Here is a 16,551-nt window from a genome sequence, read left to right on the forward strand (position 1 = left end):
GCATGAGCCTTACCAACGCCGGTTACCGCATATTATGCCGCCGGGCGAAACGCTATTTATCACTTACCGACTTTTCAATACACTTCCCTACACTGTTTTACAGGGGTTAAAACATGAACACGCTTCATTTCTGAAGATACAACAGCTAAAATCCCCTGATTTGAACGAGAAGGAGTTGCAATCAACGTGGGAAGGGCGATACTTTCAGCGAGTAGATGCGTTCATCGATCAAAACAGTGAAAGCAAGCAGTGGTTATCGGAAACGGCAGTAGCTCAAATCGTTGAAGAGTCAATTCGGTATCGTAACGGTAAACACTTTGCGTTACACGCTTATTGTGTAATGCCTAACCATGTACATCTGCTTGTCACAAATGAGCAGACCGATATGCCTTTTCACCGGGTGCTGGGAAGCATGAAGGCTAACTCAGCTAAAGCTATCAACTTGCATTTGAACCGTGTTGGGCAACCTGTTTGGGCAACTGAGAGTTATGACCATGTTGTCAGAAATGGCAAGTCATTTGAGCGAATTATCAGCTATATCATACATAACCCCGTTAAAGCGGGTTTAGTGATGAAATGGCAAGATTGGCCCCATACCCACTGCCAATATGACTGGTCATAAGTAACGCGGGTGGAAACCCGCTTTGTATAGTGGCTTATCTGGCTGTTTTACAAAGCGGGTTTCCACCCGCGTTACTGATTTACTTCGTTGTTGCCATCAACGGGTATTGGTCGAAGATGGAGCGGACGATGCCTTTAAAATAATTGTTCTTGAAGTTGGGGTTGCGCATCATTTTGGAGGCATAGCCTTTCCAGATTACCTGATACGATTCGGCGTCGATGAGCGAAATCATCAGCGTACCTTCATCAAGATTGTAGTCGATGCGTTTGTAGGTAGCATCATCGTCTTCGCGCACCACCCAGTCTTTGATAACCGGCTGTTGATAGCCCCGGAAACGGAGGTCGGAGCGGAAAATATTGTATGAAATCAGCAGGCTCGGATTTCGGTTACTGACCCGGTAGCCCCGCGCTTCCATCTGATGACGGATGGCGTCCTGAATATCGGAGCAAAGTAGTGTCGAATCAACGAACTCACACTCTAAGAAATTGAAGGACTCGTAGTTTTTAAAATGCCCTTCGTAGCTATAGTCGTGTTCAACAAACAACCGACTCGGCGCGCAACCTGCCATAGCAACAACGGCGAGCGCAAACAGGAATCCGATATACCTCTTCATACTACGGCTTGTAAAAGTTTTTTAAATAACAGGACTGGTTAAATGGGTTACTGAAACATACTGGGTTCAACTCAAATATAAACGCTAATGTTCGGCAAACAATGCATGTTACCAAATTTTAATAGGCAACGGTAGTTTCTCATCAGCCAAACGTATGCTGCTGATTACCACGCACAAAACGTATAGTAACCTTCGTTCTACTCATTGGGGCCGCTGTAGAATGCCAGCCCCCGGCGCATCTCGGCCAGCGTTACGGGAATACCATACGCGCAACTGCCCGGCCCATCGAGCAAAGCCATTTGTACTTGTTGCCCCCGGTTCTTTTTGTCCTGAAGCGTCAGAGCCAGAATCGGTTCTACGTCTGCTTCACTTAGTCGCACTTTCCCATATACGGCAAACACATATTCTTCGATTTGTGTAAGCAAATCCTGGTCAATCATTTTTTTCTGAAAGGCAATAAACGCTTCGGCTACCATACCTACAGCAATGGCCTCGCCGTGGAGCAGTCGTTTGCGGGGTTGCAGCAGAAAGTGCGTTTCTACGGCATGACCAAGCGTATGACCGAAGTTCAGAATCTTACGCAATCCTTTCTCGGTGGGGTCTTGCGCAACCACTCGTTGTTTCACCGCTACAGAGTGCGCCACCAGAGCGGGCCAGTTCTGCTCATCGAGATCGCGCCGACGGATTTCTGCCCACATGTCGGCATCGGCAATCAGACAATGTTTAATGATTTCGGCAAACCCCGACCGAAGTTCGCGTTCGGGCAGCGTGGTCAGAAAGGTTGGATCGATCAGCACTGCGTTGGGCTGCTCAAACACGCCAATGTGGTTTTTAAACCCATTGAAATCGACCCCTAATTTACCGCCTACGCTGGCATCGACCTGGGCCAGTAAGGTGGTAGGCAATTGCGCGAAGGCAATACCACGTTTATACGTAGCCGCACAAAATCCGCCCATGTCGCCAATAACGCCCCCACCAAGATTAAGTACGAGCGCGTGCCGGTCGAAGCTGGCGCGGGTAAGCGCGTCCCAGATCAGTTCGCAGGTGGCAAGATGCTTTTGTTCTTCGCCCGCTTTGATGCGAACGAGCGTATGTTTGGGCAGCAACGGCTTAACATCCGGGTAACAAAACTTGCTCGTGTGGTTATCGGCGATGACGGCAATGGCCGAAAAATCATAGGTGTTCAGGAAAGCAGGCAGGCTTTCGGCGATGGGCGCAATAGCTACGGTCGACATATGAACAAAGGTACGCAAAGTTGAAGCTGCTTTGCATAGACTGTTGCAGCATCCCGTTCCCTCATAATAGTGAATATGTACGAATCACATTACAACTAATGTCTATCGGCATAGTTGGTTTTAATAGTCTCAAACAATACTCAAACCAACAAAACCGAACGACTATGATTCTGAAAATGGATCGGCTGCCAATTGAGCTGCCCAAACCCAATAATCCGTCGCCCAACAATGCGGCTGCCGTACAGGAACTACTGGGCGGTAAATTCGGGGAAATGTCGACCCTGATGAATTACACATATCAGTCGTTCAACTTCCGGGGCCGTAAAAAACTCCGCCCGTTTTATGACCTGATCTGTTCAATCGCAGGCGAAGAATACGGCCACATCGAAGTTGTGTCATATACCATCAATCTGCTGCTGACGGGCGTGAGCAAGCGCGGTATCGACCCAACCATTGCGCCCTTAGCCAACGGCACCGATGCCCGCAATACCAGCCATTTTATTGCCAGCGGCCAAACTGCCCTGCCAATGGATTCGATGGGGCGTTTCTGGTCGGGTGAAAATGTGTTCAGCAGCGGCAACCTCAAACTCGACCTGTTGCACAATTTCTTCCTGGAGTGCGGAGCGCGGGCCAACAAAATGCGGGTCTACGAAATGGTTGACGACCCCACAGCCCGCACGATGGTTGGTTATTTGCTCGTGCGTGGGGGCGTTCACGTGGTGGCCTACGCCAAAGCACTGGAAACCCTGACGGGCGTTGACGTGAAAAAACTGCTGCCCATTCCTGACCTCAGCAACGACCCGTTTCCCGAAGCCCGGAAGTTCATGGATCAGCAGATGCACCTGAAACTCTACAGCTTTAGCCAGGACGATTACACACAGGCGGGTATAATCTGGAACGGAGAACACCCCGAAGATGGGCAACCATTAGAGTTTATTCAGGGTGCTATTCCTGGCTACCCCGCTCCCGACCTCGATGAAGAGCCGCAACTCAACGCACCCGGTGCCGACGAATACGACCCTCAGATGTTCGCCGACATTGCAAAGAAATTAGGCATTACGTTGTAGTTCTGAAAGGGGGCCAATTAATTGGCCCCCTTTCAGCTAATAAAATATTTCTACTCTACTATCCTTGTTTGTCCGGCGGTTTAGATGGAATTTTGAAACAACTTTTCTCATTTTTTCCATTAACTAAGCCTTGCTTATGCAACTAAATTTACGTTGTGTGCTCATTGTGTTGCTTTATTTAGTAACCCTTGGCGGAGCATACGCCCAGGACCGAACGATTACGGGCCGGGTTACGTCGTCTGACGACAATCAGCCGATTCCGGGAGCCAGTGTGGTTGTGCGTGGCACCACACGCGGCACCACCACCGATGCCACCGGTACATTCCGCATTCAGGCTACGCGCGGCCAAACCCTCCGGGTCAGCTTTATTGGCACGACAACGCAGGATGTTGTAGTTGGTAACGCCGACGTTCTTAACGTAACGCTCAAACAGGAAGCCAACGCCCTGAACGAGGTGGTTGTTACGGCCCTCGGTATCAAGCAGGAAAAACGTGCGCTCGGCTATTCTGTACAGGAAGTGAACGGGTCAGAACTGGCCCAGACGCAACGGGAAAACTTCCTCAACGCGCTCAATGGCCGCGTGGCCGGTGCCATGATTACGCCCACGAGCGGCAACCCCGGCGCATCGACGTCGATTATGCTGCGCGGAATCAGTTCCATAGGCGGTAACAACCAGCCGCTGTTTGTGGTCGATGGCCTGCCCATCTCGAACAACACCTTCAATCAGGGTGCGTTAGTGTCGGATTCGCCCAACCGCAACAACGACTACCAGAACCGGGCCGCAGACATTAATCCGAACGACATCGAGAGTATTACGATTCTGAAAGGACCGGAAGCTTCTGCTCTCTACGGTATCGATGCGGCTTCGGGGGCCATTGTTATCACCACTAAAAAAGGTACGACTGGAAAAGGCCGCATTACCTACGACAACGCGTTTCGGATGGAAGACGCCTATCGGTTTCCGAAATTCCAGACCACGTTCGGGCCGGGCGATAACGGCACCTTCACTACACCGACGCGCCTGTATTTTGGTCCGCGCTACCCGTCAGACATTCCGATGTACGACAACATCGGCAACTTTTTCCGCACGGGTTTTACGCAGCGGCACAACCTGAGCTTAGAAGGCGGCACCGACAAAACAACCTACCGACTCAGCACGGCCTATACCGACCAAACTGGAGTGATTCCGGTAACGCAGTTCAAACGCCTGTCGGTGCGGCTTACGGGGTCGACCAAAATCAGCGACAAACTCGAAGCAACGGGCACGCTCAACTACATCAATACCAACAACATCAAGGCTGGGAAAGGCAACGGCAGCACCTTGCTCGGGCTGTTGTTCTGGCCCGTCACCGACAATGCGCAGGACTACCTCAACAACGACGGTACGCGCCGACGCCTGAATCCCAATAGCGACGCGCAGGACATCGACAACCCGTTCTTCGACATCAACAAAAACCAGAACAGCGACCGGAATAACCGGATTCTGGGGAACGTCTCGCTCGGCTACGACGCGGCCCCGTGGCTCAACCTGCGCGGCATGGTCGGCGTAGACGTGTACTCAACCATCGGCAATCTGCTGTTCCACCCGCAATCGAACCGGGCGTTTTCGCAGCGTGGTTCGATTGAGAATTTTACGGAAGTTAACGAGCAGTTTAACGGGCAGTTTCTGGCTACGGCCAAAAAGCAGTTCGGCAAAATCAGTACGCAGTTTCTGCTGGGTTCGGCCCTCGAAGACCGGCGTAATAACGTCGATGCGGTGCGCGGTGAGCAATTCTACGAGCCTGATTTTAACGGCATCAACAACACCCCGCCCACTACTCAACGCGCCAAAAATACACTGACGCGTCGGCGGTTGCTGGGCGTATTCGGGCAGTTGACGCTGAACTACGGCGACCTGATTTACCTGAACGTGACGGGCCGGAATGACTGGACCAGTACGCTGCCTATCGAAAACCGTTCGTTCTTCTATCCGTCGGTCAGCACCAGCTTTGTTCTAACCGAACTACCTGGTTTGCAGGGCGGTAAAGTACTGTCCTTTGCCAAACTGCGGGCGTCGTTTGCTGAAGTAGGTAAAGATGCCCCCGCCTACCAGACACAATCGAACCTGGCCGCTCAGGTGACAACCGGCGGTGGATTGGCCTACGGCGTCTTCGGCGGCAACCCGTTTCTGCGGCCCGAACGCACCCGTTCCTATGAAGTGGGAGCCGACGTGCGGCTGTTCAACGGTCGGTTAACTGCCGACGTGGCTTACTTCAACCGCTCGGCCATCGATCAAATTTCGGCTCCGCGTTTGAGCTACGGTACGGGTTTCATTCTGCAATACATCAACAGCGGCACCATCGAAAGCCGGGGTGTTGAACTCCAGCTTGGCGGCAACCCTGTGCGAAGCGGCAATTTCAACTGGGACGTGCTGGCAAACTTCACCCGTAACAATAGCACCGTAAAAAGCCTGCCCGCCGACCAGCCAGAATTTTACATTGCCGATACGTGGTTATTTTCCAACGTGCGCAACAGCCTGTTCGTAGGCCAACCCGCCACTACGTTCGGCGGCTTCGATTACGTGCGGAATAACAACGGCGATATCCTGATTAACCCCACTACGGGCTATCCAATCAAGACAACCAATTTTGTAAACATCGGCGACCGCAATCCGCTGTTTATGATTGGATTAACCAACACGTTTCGGTACAAAAACTGGAATTTGTCGGCTCTGCTCGACATTCGCAGAGGGGGCGACGTTTATAACGCCAACGAACTGTACCTGTACTCGGTGGGCCTGAGCACCCGCACCCTCGACCGCGAAACACCCCGTGTGGTGCAGGGCGTACTGCGCGACGGGCTGGAAAACTCAGCCAATCCCACCGTGAACACTATTCAGGTGACGCCCATCACGCGCAACGATTTTTATAATACCGCTTTTGTTGAGTCAGACTTCATTGAAAAAGGCATCAACTGGGTGCGTTTGCGCGACGTAACGCTGCGCTACACCCTCCCGCAAACGATGCTGAGCCGCCAGAAGCTGATTAAGAATGCCAGCGTCTTCTTCACTGGCACCGATTTGTTTCTGCTGACCAACTACACCGGGGCCGACCCCGCCGTAAACGGTCTGAACGCGTCGACCGGGGGCAGCGGTGCCGCCGGGTTCGATTATGGCACCATTGCCGTGCCGCGCGGATTGTCGTTCGGTATTCAGGTGTCTCTATAACCCAACTACGCATCAAAATCCATGAAAAAAATCATATATATCGCGGCCCTGTTTACGCTGAGCCTGAGCAGTTGCAACGAGTACTTAGACGTCAACAAAAACCCCAGCACCCCGCAGGTAGCTTCGGCGCAGGTGGTACTGCCGCCCATGTTTGCCCAAATGGCACGGGGCGATCAGTTCGATAGCCGGTTTGTGGGTCAGTACATTCAGAACTGGGCCAGCACGGCCAACGGAAACCTTTGGGACCGGCACGGCTATAACGCAGGAACCGACCAGTTGGCTGAGAAATGGCGGTCGCACTATTTTGGTAATGGCAAAAATCTCGATCTGATTATCGACGATGCCAACGCCACCAACCGCCCAACCTACGCCGGTATTGCCAAAGCCATTCGGGCGTGGAGTTTGCAAACGACTACCGACTTTCACGGCGATATGATTGTGAAACAGGCATTTGAATTTGGCCGCTATAGCTACGATTTCGATCCGCAGGAAGTGGCCTATGCCGAAGCCCTTCGGTGGGCCGAAGCCGCCCTGGCCGATCTGGCAAAAGACGATGCCGCTTCGCCCGGTACGCTCGTTCGGGCCGACCTGATCTACGGGGGCGACCGCGCCAAATGGACCAAGTTCGTGTATGCCGTGCTGGCCCGCAACGCACACCACCTCACGAACAAAGCCAACTACAATCCCGATAAAGTGATCGAGTACGTCGATAAGTCGCTGGCGAGCAATGCCGATAATTTTCTGGCCCCGATGACCGGCTCGAACACCGACGACGCCAATTTCTTCGGTCCGCTCCGCAACAACCTCGGCGGTTTCCGGCCTACGGTTTTTGCCATGAGTTTAGTAGATGGAACGGTCTTTGGCGGAGCCGTTGACCCACGTCAGGGGCTGTTATTCAACGCATCGGCAGATGGTACGTTCCGGGCCATCGTACCCACACAGGGCGACCCGAACACAGTAGCTCCGCGCCAGATTCCGACCTTGTGGGGTGGCCTGACCGTGGCAACGTCGGGCGTGGGCCGGGGCATGTTCCGCGATAATGCACCCTATCCGGTTATGACCTACGCCGAGTTGCAGTTTATCAAAGCCGAAGCCGCTTTCCGTAAAGGCGACCGCGCTACGGCGTTGACCGCCTATACCAACGGCATCAATGCCAGCTTCGACCTGCTTAACAGTCTTGAAACCGATGCAGCCCGGCGCGTAACAGCGGCTCAGCGCAGTGCCTACTTAGCCAGCAACGCAGTAGTGAAATCGGCGGCTGCGCTCACCCTGCGCGACATCATGCTGCAAAAATACATTGCCCTCTACGGCCACGGCATGTTGGAAACCTGGGTCGATCTGCGTCGGTATCAGTACAGCAGCGAGGTGTACACCGGTTTTGCTTTGCCCACCAGTCTATTCCCCGACAACAGCAACAGGCCCGTGCAACGCGCCCGGCCCCGCTACAACTCGGAATACCTCTGGAATGCCGCGTCAATCGCCAAAATTGGAGCTGACCGCCCTGATTATCACACCGTTGAGATGTGGTTCGCTCAGAAATAACCATCAAACCAGACATCCATGAATCGCTCTATAGTTTTGCTGTTTGCCCTCATTGGTGGGCTGTGGGCCTGCGGACCCGAGAACGACATCCTGCGCAATCAGGTAACGGCTACCGGTGCCCGTGTCCGGCTCCTGCACGCCATTCCCGATGGCCCCGCTGTAAACGTGTTTGTAAACAATGCCAAAATCAACGGCACCAGCCTGACATACTTTTCGACCTTTCCTACCTCCGAATATGTAGCTCTACCCCCAGGCGCAGCCAATGTGCAGGTAACAACCGTGGCATCCGGCACCGTAACGGCTCAGCCCGTGCTGTCGGCAACGGCCCCGCTCGAAGCTGATAAATACTACACGGTGGCAGCCGCCGGAACCGCAGCCGCACCAGTAGCCGTGGTTATCAACGATGACCTCAGCGTGCCCGACGCAACAAAAGCCTATGTTCGGATTATAAACTTAGTCTCGAACGGGCCGGGTGTTGATTTGGCGATTGGCGCAGCAAGCCCCATCGTTAGCAATGTGGCGTATAAATCTGCATCGGCTTTTGTGCCGGTAACGGTTGTAGCCAACGCGACCAACTTACTTGCGTTTCAGGTTCGCCAAACGGGTACGACTACACTGCTGGGCGCGTCGACCAACCTTAGCGTGGTTGCCGGTCGGAAATATACGTTGCTGATACGCGGTCTGGTTGGCCGAACCGGTACGCAGGCTCCAGCGGTCAGTTCATATGTTTCGCGGTAATATGTATTCCGTAAGGGGGCGACTACGCGTCCCGGAATTAATTTGCTTCCTTACGGAATGAATCGGACACCCGGCTAATCACACTACCTGAATCGGTTGGCGGGATGGTCGGAGCGGTACTCCACGCTGTATCGGGCGGTGTGGTAGCGGCATCGGCGGTGTCGCAGTCTTCGAGCCGTTTTTGAAGCTGGTTGATTTTACCATTCTGCTGATCCAGACTTCGGCGCAGGTCATTAGTTTCGTCGGCCAGCCGCTGATGGCGTTGATTAGCCACCCAAAGCAACGCCAAAATGCCCAACAGCAGCACGATGACTACAGTCAGGAGCGAATACACAACTCCTCGGCTTCGGGCAGACATGACGTATTAGGGGCGGAAAAATGCAAAATAACGAAACAAATGGCATAAAAAATGCCTGTCGACCATTGGGCCGACAGGCATTAAACTTAAAAAAGTGGCTTTGGTTAACGAGCCGCGCCGTAATCCTGCCCAGCACTTTCGGGGAAATTCTTCATGATGCTGGTCACGGTTTCGCGAAACGCCTGATCGCGGTCGCGCTCTTTGTTGCGGTTGTTTAGCTGGCCCGTAGCCCAACCCTGCCAAACAATATCGTTAGTGCGGGCATCGATAACGTTGATAACCACGCGATTTTCCTCGTAGTTACGCGAGTATACCTGATTGGGCATACCCCAGCCGCCCCAGCCCCAACCCCACGGACTCATGGTGTTGTTCGACTGAATCTGCTGCCGGTCGCGGGCATCGGTAAAGAACCGAACCACCAGATCGGCTTCGCCCTGTGTTACGGGCTTATACCCCCGTGCTTTGAGCGACTGGTCCAGCGCGTCGGAAATCCGGCGTTGGTTGAGGTTACTGCCCACAATGGGGTCGGCGTTGCGCTGCCGGTCGGCTTCAATCCGGTAGGTCGAAAACTGCCGGACGTTTACTTTAGGATCGTAGTCGTATTTTACCGTGATAGACGGAGCGCAGGATGCCAGTATACCGACAACGAACAGGCTGGTGATTATGGCTTTGACATTCATGTGTTATTGAATCGTTAAGTGGTCTTAAACCTACTACTAAACGTTACGCGAAACGCTGTTCGTATGTTGCACTAAAATAACTGATATGCGTGTGCTACAGTTCCAGTTTTATAAATATTTCAACGTTTCTAACCACATTCTAATACACTGTATGTCAATAGGTTATTGTGTAGATTTTACACATATACACTTATCCATCTACGCAGCGATAACTGGTACAGGCACCAGACGTATTCAGGCCAGAATATACACCGTCAGGCCGCGTGCGCCGTGGGCACCGATTACTAAACTCTGCTCAATATCAGCCGTTTTCGACGGCCCCGACAGAAACGTACCAAACCCGGTTTGATTGACCGTTACGCGCTCGTAGGCATCGTGCATGTTGGCAACAAGGCTCGACCGTTGAATCACAATGGCGAGGTACTGCGTAATCATCGGCAGCACCCGCAATACCATCCCACCCGACGCCGACAGGTTGCGCTCGTCGATCCAGATAGCCGCGTTCTCGGCCACGCCCAACTGCCCTTCGATGATTGCCAGGTTCAGCCCAGCCAACTCATGCGGGTCGGCCACGTTCGACAGGTCGAAGTCGGCTATATGCGTCAGTTGGGGCAACGTGGTGGCAATGTTCGACACGTCGGCGTAGGTTTCGCGCAGGTGTGCTTCAATCGCGGCATAGTCGGATACAGGCACGGGTTTCGCGCCCACAAACGAGAGCATGTCGGCAAAGTGGGCCGCAAGGTCGTCGTAGTGCGTCTGAAACCGGAACTGCTCCGGCAGCGGCAACGGCTCCGGCTGATTGGCACGAATGGCGGAAAGAATCTGATTACGAGACATTTTTTAATGATGAGTGATGAACGATGAGTGATGAGTATTGCTGGTGCTTTAAATACTCATCGTTCATCACTCATCACTCGTTTCACGTACCATTCCCGGAAACTTTCGCCCGGTGCTTCGGGCATGTCGCGGTGCTGATACCAGGGGTTTAGGTTGTTTTCGGCCAGAACGGGCGCGAATCGCAACACGCCACGCCCCACTTTACCCGCCAGCCGATACAGCCGGGGCGACTCCAAAACGCCCGCCATCGCCCGCATCGACACGGTTTTGGCCGTGGGGCCGTAGCCTTCCTGCATCAGCACCTGCCGCCACTTATACAACTGCTCGTGAATGTCGATTTTGACCGGACATACGTTGCTGCACGAGCCGCAGAGTGTGCTGGCGAAGGGCAAATCGGCATTCTGTTTCATGTCGATGTTAGGAGCCAGAATGGAGCCAATCGGCCCGGCAATGGCCGAGTGGTAGCTATGGCCCCCGCTGCGCCGGTATACGGGGCAGGTGTTGAGGCAGGCCGCACACCGGATGCACTTCAGCGAATTCCGAAATTCGGGCCGTCCCAATTGTCGGCTGCGCCCATTATCGACAATCACGATGTGCATTTGCTGACCGGGTCTTCCGTCTCCACGGCGTCCGTCTCCACGGCGTCCGTATCCACGTCGGGGCTTATGAAAATGGCTTGAAAAGGTCGTGATGGGTTGTCCGGTGGCCGAACGGGCCAGCAACCGTAGAAAGACGCTGAGGTGTTCGGCGCGGGGTATAATTTTCTCGAAGCCCATGCAGGCAATGTGTACGTCGGCTAAATGTACGCCCATATCGGCGTTGCCCTCGTTAGTGCAGACCACAAACCCACCCGTTTCGGCAATGGCGAAGTTGACGCCCGTAAGGGCCACGCGCCGGGTCAGAAACGTATCGCGCAGGTGTTGACGGGCGGCTTCGGTCAGGTATTGCGGGTCAGTGGCTCCGGCTTCGGTGCCGAGATGTTTGTGGAACGTATCGCCAACGTCGGCCCGTTTGAGGTGGATGGCAGGCATCACAATGTGGCTCGGTGGTTCGTTCCGCATCTGCACAATCCGCTCGCCCAGGTCGGAGTCGATTACCTCGATGCCGCGTTCGGTCAGGTAGGGGTTCAGATGGCACTCTTCCGTCAGCATCGACTTCGACTTTACCATCCGATTCACGCCGTTATCGACCAGAATTTTATGCACAATGGCGTTGTGTTCGGCGGCATCGGCGGCCCAATGCACCGTAATACCATTAGCAAGGGCATTCTGCTCGAACTGCGTCAGTAAATCGTGCATGTTCGACAGCACATGGTTTTTGATCTGCGACGCGGCCTCGCGCAGTTGTTCCCATTCGGGCAGGGTCTGCGCGGCCCGGTCGCGTTTGCTACGCACGAACCAGAGCGTTTCGTCGTGCCAGTCAACGCGGTTTTCGTCGCGGTTAAACGCAACAGCGGCTTCAGCGTGGTTCATCTTTATGAAGAGTGAAGAGTGAAAAATGAAAAGTTGTACTGCTTATTGGCAATCACTTTTCATTTTTCACTTTTAACTAATAATTCCGCGATATGCTTTACCTGAACGGAGCTTTTCTGCCTACGCAAAATACCCTGCAAGTGCATCAGGCACGAGACGTCGACGCCCGTAATGACCTCAACGCCATGCCGTTGGTGGTCGGCAAGGCGGTCTTTTCCCATCTTTACCGAAATAGCTTCTTCTGTTACGCAGAACGTGCCGCCAAAGCCGCAGCATTCGTCGCGCCGGTCTAAATCAACCAATTCCAAACCTTCTACCAAACGCAGCAGATAAGCCGGTTTCGAGATGCCCTGTTCGCGCATCAGTTCCGACATGGGCGCGAGGTTCAGCCCGCGCTGCCCGTGGCAACTCTGGTGCAGTCCAACAACCGTTCGCTGCGGCAACCGCGTCGGTAACGATTCGACCCGCAACACGTCGGTCAGGAACTCGGTCAGTTCATAAATCCGGCTCTGAATCTGCTGGGCGGCCCGTTCGTCGGTGTCACCCTTGCCGTGCAGGTGGTGCTTGATGTGCAGCGTACAACTGCCCGACGGGGCCACGATGTAGTCGAAGCCCGAAAAGTTGCGAATGAAGTTCTGATTGCAGCCGTCGGTCAGGTGCGCGTAGCCAGCGTTTGCCATCGGTTGGCCGCAGCAGGTCTGATCGAGCGGATACGCGACGGTGCAGCCCAGCGACTCCAGCAGTTGCAGCGTTGCCCGCGCTACCTGCGGGTAGAACTGGTCGACGTAACAGGGTATGAATAAGCCTACGTTCATGTTAAATGGCCCGGTCTAAATGTACGTAGCCACCATCGACGTGGAGCAACTGCCCCGTGGTGTGGCTCGACCGTTCCGACAGCAGAAAGGCTACCATGCTGGCAATTTCGTCGGCGGTGGTCATGCGTTGCCCCAGCGGGATTTTGGCTGTGATGCTGGCTAATTTTTCGTCGGGGTTGTCGAACGTTTTAATCCAGTTTTCGTAGAGGGGTGTGTAACATTCGGCTACAATCACGGCGTTGACCCGGATGCCGTAGGGCAGCAGTTCAACGGCCCACTCGCGGGTGAGGGCGTTGCGTCCGCCATTGGCTGCGGCATAAGCCGAGGTGTTTCCCTGCCCCGTTTCAGCGGTTTTTGAGCCGATGTTCACGATGCTGCCCCGCGCTGTTTTCAGGTACGGCAGCGCGTGCTGCGCCATAAGGTAATAATGCACGAGGTTCTTGTGCAGCGACGCCATGAATGCTTCATACGAGCCGCTTTCCAGGCCAACGCCATCATTCACGCCCGCGTTGTTCACCAATCCGTCGATGCGCCCGAACGCCGAAACGGTTTGCTCAACGGCCCGGCGGCAAGCTTCGGGGTCGGTCAGTTCGGCAGTGATGGCAAACGCCTGCCCCCCCGCTTCCTGAATGGTTGTCACGGCCCGGTCGTTATCGGTAGTTGAGCGGCCTACAATGACCGGAACGGCACCTTCGGCGGCAAGCGTTCGGCTAATGCCTTCGCCAATGCCCTTTGCCCCACCCGTGACGATAATGATTTTCTGGTCTAAGTTCAGGTTCATATGGGTTTGTAGTTTTCCCTCACCCCCGGCCCCTCTCCCAGAACGGGAGAGGGGTGAGCCATCCGGGAGCAGTGCTCCCCTCTCCCGCATTGGAAGTGGGGCCGGGGTGAGGGCATTAATTATTCAACCGCACAAATCCGCCGTCAATCGGGTAGTCGCAGCCGGTGATGAAACCAGCCTCGTCGGAGCAGAGATACAGTGCCAGCGCGGCAATTTCGTCGGGCTTACCCATGCGGCCAATCGGCTGGCTCTTCGAGAGTTTCTCAAAAATGGCATCTTCCTGACCGGGGTAATTTTTGGCAATAAACCCATCGACAAAGGGCGTATGCACCCGTGCGGGCGAAATGCAGTTGCAGCGAATGTTCTGCGCCAGATAATCGCGGGCAACCGACAGTGTCATGGCCTGAACGGCCCCTTTACTGGCCGTATAAGCAAACCGGTCGGGAATACCCACCATAGCCGCAATAGACGACATGTTCAGCACCACGCCCCCGCCCTGTGCCTGCAACACCGGAACGCCCGCATACAGGCAATTATATACGCCCTTCACGTTCACGCGCAGAATGCGGTCGAAGTCGTCTTCGGTGGTTTGGTCGAGCCGCCCTACGTGGGCAATACCGGCGTTATTGACCAGAATCTGAAACGGGCCAATCGCGTCGAACGTCTGTAAAACGGCCTGTTGGTCCGAGACGTCGCAGGCATGGCTGTGGGCTGTTATTCCTTCGTCGGCGAGTTGGTCGATTACTTCCTGAGCGGCCTCGGCGTTGCGTTCGAGAATATGCACCGTAGCACCCTGCCGGGCAAAAAGTGTGGAGATGGCCCGACCAATGCCGCTGCCCCCGCCCGTAACGATAGCTGTTTTCTGTTGGAGTGAGAACATAGTTTTTATACAGCAAACTACTTGATTTATTCCATGAAGTAATTTCACTGCATTAACTACTTTTACCATTATATTAGCTCAGAATTCTTATATTGAGTAAATAGTACGCCAATAAACTGGTATGAAACCACAACTGCTGCGCGTTCCATCGTCGTCTGATTACTCGTTTTACGTCCGGCGCGACGTGGTGCTGTATTTTTACGACCGCTGGCATTACCATCCCGAACTCGAACTGCTGCACATCGAGCAGGGGAGCGGCACACAGTTCATTGGCGATAGCATCGCGCATTTTCAGGCGGGCGACGTGCTGCTGATTGGCGCGAATCTGCCGCATTACTGGCGATGCGATAAAGAATATTTTGAGAACCGGGCGGGCTTGCTGGCCCAGGCTACGGTCGTGCATTTTCGCGACGATTTCTGGGGCGAAACGTTTCTGAAACTACCCGAAAATCGACCCATCGCGGCCCTGTTCGCGAGGGCAAAACAAGGCATTCGACTACATGGCCCCGTTAGCGAACAGATTAAGCCGTTGATGCAAAGTCTGCTGACACTGCAAGGCCCGCAGCGACTGGCAACGTTTCTGCAAATTCTGGCGATTCTGGCCGAATCCAACGAACTGGAAACGCTCTCGACTGCCGACTATCCCAGCCAATTCGACGAATCCGATACCGAACGCATCAACCGGATTTACGCGTATTCGCTGGCGAATTTTCAGCGCAAAATCAGCTTAGACGAAATTGCGGTCGTGGCAAACCTGAGTCCGCATTCATTTTGCCGGTATTTCAAGTCGCGCAGCCGCAAAACTTACGCGCAGTTTCTGCTCGAACTGCGGGTGCATCACGCCTGCAAGCTGCTGATGGAAGACAGACTGCCCATCTCACAGATTTGCTACGACAGCGGTTTCAACCAGTTTTCGGGCTTCAACAAGTATTTCAAGAGTATCACCGGCAAAAGCCCGAAAGAGTACCGGGCCGTGTTTAAGAACAAGGTTTAAACACGGAGGAACGGAAGTTGCACGGTATGCACAGAGTGGGGCTATTCGTTATGCAATTTGCCCTAACCTTGCGCTTTATAATTGCCCAAGTAATGAAACCTGTGTATCTCGATACACAAGGAAATTATGCGTCATAGGTGAAAGATTCGGGTCTGTTTTTACCAGTTCACTTTTCAGCTCAATCTCAACGTTACCGCGAATCCATAAATATGATCCGCTACGAAGTGAGTAAAATGATGGTCCGTATTTTCGGTCAAAATATCTACGAAGCATAATTTTCTCCATAATTTGATCTTGACCCCACATAAGCAGCTTTAACTCTGTAAGCTTTCCACCAGCAAAGATTGGAATCGGTTGAACATCAAGGAGTGCATCTTTCTTGTCTAATTCTATCCAGAAAGCATATTCTGTTGGGCTGAATTGACGCAGTAATTTATGTTTAATCAAATGTTTAGTCCTTGCTTCGTACTGAAAAACAGTCATGTTCAAGCGATAACCGCCATACAAGGAGTAGGATGTATCTCTCTTTGCAACGTTGGCTCGGCGAATGCTGTCAACTTGATTTCCATCAAAATTTAGTTCAGACACCAAATCCTTTTTTTTGGAAGAACAACCTGACAACAAGGTAAAGCAGAGAATATATACTATTTGACGCATAGCTTCTTTTTGTTGCCCATAAAAGTAATCAATTATCAAATTATACTTGAATTTA

Annotated in this window: 16 protein-coding genes; 6 read left to right on the plus strand and 10 right to left on the minus strand. The window is 53.4% G+C overall.

The window, feature by feature from the left end:
* Positions 1–34 precede the first annotated feature (34 nt).
* Positions 35–622, plus strand: coding sequence for an REP-associated tyrosine transposase (locus tag AWR27_RS16895; RefSeq protein ID WP_077132252.1), 588 nt, complete (start codon positions 35–37; stop codon positions 620–622).
* A 79-nt stretch (positions 623–701) separates the two neighbouring features.
* Here the strand turns inward: AWR27_RS16895 and AWR27_RS16900 are convergent, their stop codons facing one another.
* Positions 702–1,235: a DUF4136 domain-containing protein gene (locus tag AWR27_RS16900; RefSeq protein WP_077132253.1), complete on the minus strand. Its 534-nt coding sequence runs from the start codon at positions 1,233–1,235 to the stop codon at positions 702–704.
* Positions 1,236–1,432: 197 nt separating this feature from the next.
* On the minus strand, positions 1,433–2,470 hold the full coding sequence (aroB, locus tag AWR27_RS16905) for a 3-dehydroquinate synthase (protein ID WP_077132254.1): 1,038 nt from the start codon (positions 2,468–2,470) through the stop codon (positions 1,433–1,435).
* Between the two features lie 164 nt (positions 2,471–2,634).
* Here aroB and AWR27_RS16910 point away from each other — a divergent pair, with 164 nt between their 5' ends.
* From AWR27_RS16910 to AWR27_RS16925, 4 genes are all read left to right on the plus strand, one after another.
* Positions 2,635–3,537, plus strand: a complete 903-nt coding sequence (locus tag AWR27_RS16910) for a manganese catalase family protein (protein ID WP_077132255.1) — start codon at positions 2,635–2,637, stop codon at positions 3,535–3,537.
* A 136-nt stretch (positions 3,538–3,673) separates the two neighbouring features.
* A complete protein-coding gene (locus AWR27_RS16915) occupies positions 3,674–6,742 on the plus strand; it encodes a SusC/RagA family TonB-linked outer membrane protein (protein WP_077132256.1) in 3,069 nt (1,022 codons plus the stop codon).
* Positions 6,743–6,763: 21 nt separating this feature from the next.
* Positions 6,764–8,284, plus strand: a complete 1,521-nt coding sequence (locus AWR27_RS16920) for a SusD/RagB family nutrient-binding outer membrane lipoprotein (protein WP_077132257.1) — start codon at positions 6,764–6,766, stop codon at positions 8,282–8,284.
* 18 nt (positions 8,285–8,302) lie between these two features.
* Entirely contained in the window at positions 8,303–9,022 is a 720-nt protein-coding gene (locus AWR27_RS16925) for a DUF4397 domain-containing protein (protein WP_077132258.1), read from the plus strand.
* 37 nt (positions 9,023–9,059) lie between these two features.
* On the opposite strand, the gene AWR27_RS16930 is transcribed toward AWR27_RS16925, so the two are convergent.
* The 7 genes from AWR27_RS16930 to AWR27_RS16960 all read right to left on the minus strand — a co-directional run bounded on the left by AWR27_RS16930 (position 9,060) and on the right by AWR27_RS16960 (position 14,845).
* Entirely contained in the window at positions 9,060–9,380 is a 321-nt protein-coding gene (locus AWR27_RS16930) for a hypothetical protein (RefSeq protein ID WP_198045021.1), read from the minus strand.
* Positions 9,381–9,484: 104 nt separating this feature from the next.
* Entirely contained in the window at positions 9,485–10,060 is a 576-nt protein-coding gene (locus tag AWR27_RS16935) for a DUF4136 domain-containing protein (protein WP_077132260.1), read from the minus strand.
* A 234-nt stretch (positions 10,061–10,294) separates the two neighbouring features.
* Positions 10,295–10,897 (minus strand): LutC/YkgG family protein, encoded by a 603-nt coding sequence (locus AWR27_RS16940; RefSeq protein ID WP_077132261.1) that lies wholly within the window; start codon positions 10,895–10,897, stop codon positions 10,295–10,297.
* A 56-nt stretch (positions 10,898–10,953) separates the two neighbouring features.
* The gene (locus AWR27_RS16945) at positions 10,954–12,369 is read right to left on the minus strand and encodes a lactate utilization protein B (protein WP_077132262.1); all 1,416 of its coding nucleotides are present in this window, start codon (positions 12,367–12,369) and stop codon (positions 10,954–10,956) included.
* 59 nt (positions 12,370–12,428) lie between these two features.
* Positions 12,429–13,184 (minus strand): (Fe-S)-binding protein, encoded by a 756-nt coding sequence (locus AWR27_RS16950; RefSeq protein WP_077132263.1) that lies wholly within the window; start codon positions 13,182–13,184, stop codon positions 12,429–12,431.
* 1 nt (position 13,185) lies between these two features.
* Entirely contained in the window at positions 13,186–13,965 is a 780-nt protein-coding gene (locus tag AWR27_RS16955) for an L-fucose dehydrogenase (protein WP_077132264.1), read from the minus strand.
* Positions 13,966–14,080: 115 nt separating this feature from the next.
* The gene (locus tag AWR27_RS16960; RefSeq protein ID WP_077132265.1) at positions 14,081–14,845 is read right to left on the minus strand and encodes an SDR family NAD(P)-dependent oxidoreductase; all 765 of its coding nucleotides are present in this window, start codon (positions 14,843–14,845) and stop codon (positions 14,081–14,083) included.
* A 121-nt stretch (positions 14,846–14,966) separates the two neighbouring features.
* Between AWR27_RS16960 and AWR27_RS16965 the strand changes: the two genes are divergently transcribed.
* Complete coding sequence (locus AWR27_RS16965; protein WP_077132266.1) at positions 14,967–15,839, plus strand: AraC family transcriptional regulator; 873 nt, start codon at positions 14,967–14,969, stop codon at positions 15,837–15,839.
* A 75-nt stretch (positions 15,840–15,914) separates the two neighbouring features.
* Here the strand turns inward: AWR27_RS16965 and AWR27_RS16970 are convergent, their stop codons facing one another.
* Positions 15,915–16,535 carry a hypothetical protein gene (locus AWR27_RS16970; RefSeq protein ID WP_077132267.1) on the minus strand — a complete coding sequence of 207 codons (621 nt, stop codon included), beginning with the start codon at positions 16,533–16,535 and terminating at the stop codon, positions 15,915–15,917.
* Between the last annotated feature and the right edge of the window lie 16 nt (positions 16,536–16,551).

This window comes from Spirosoma montaniterrae, from assembly GCF_001988955.1.
Taxonomy (GTDB): domain Bacteria; phylum Bacteroidota; class Bacteroidia; order Cytophagales; family Spirosomataceae; genus Spirosoma; species Spirosoma montaniterrae.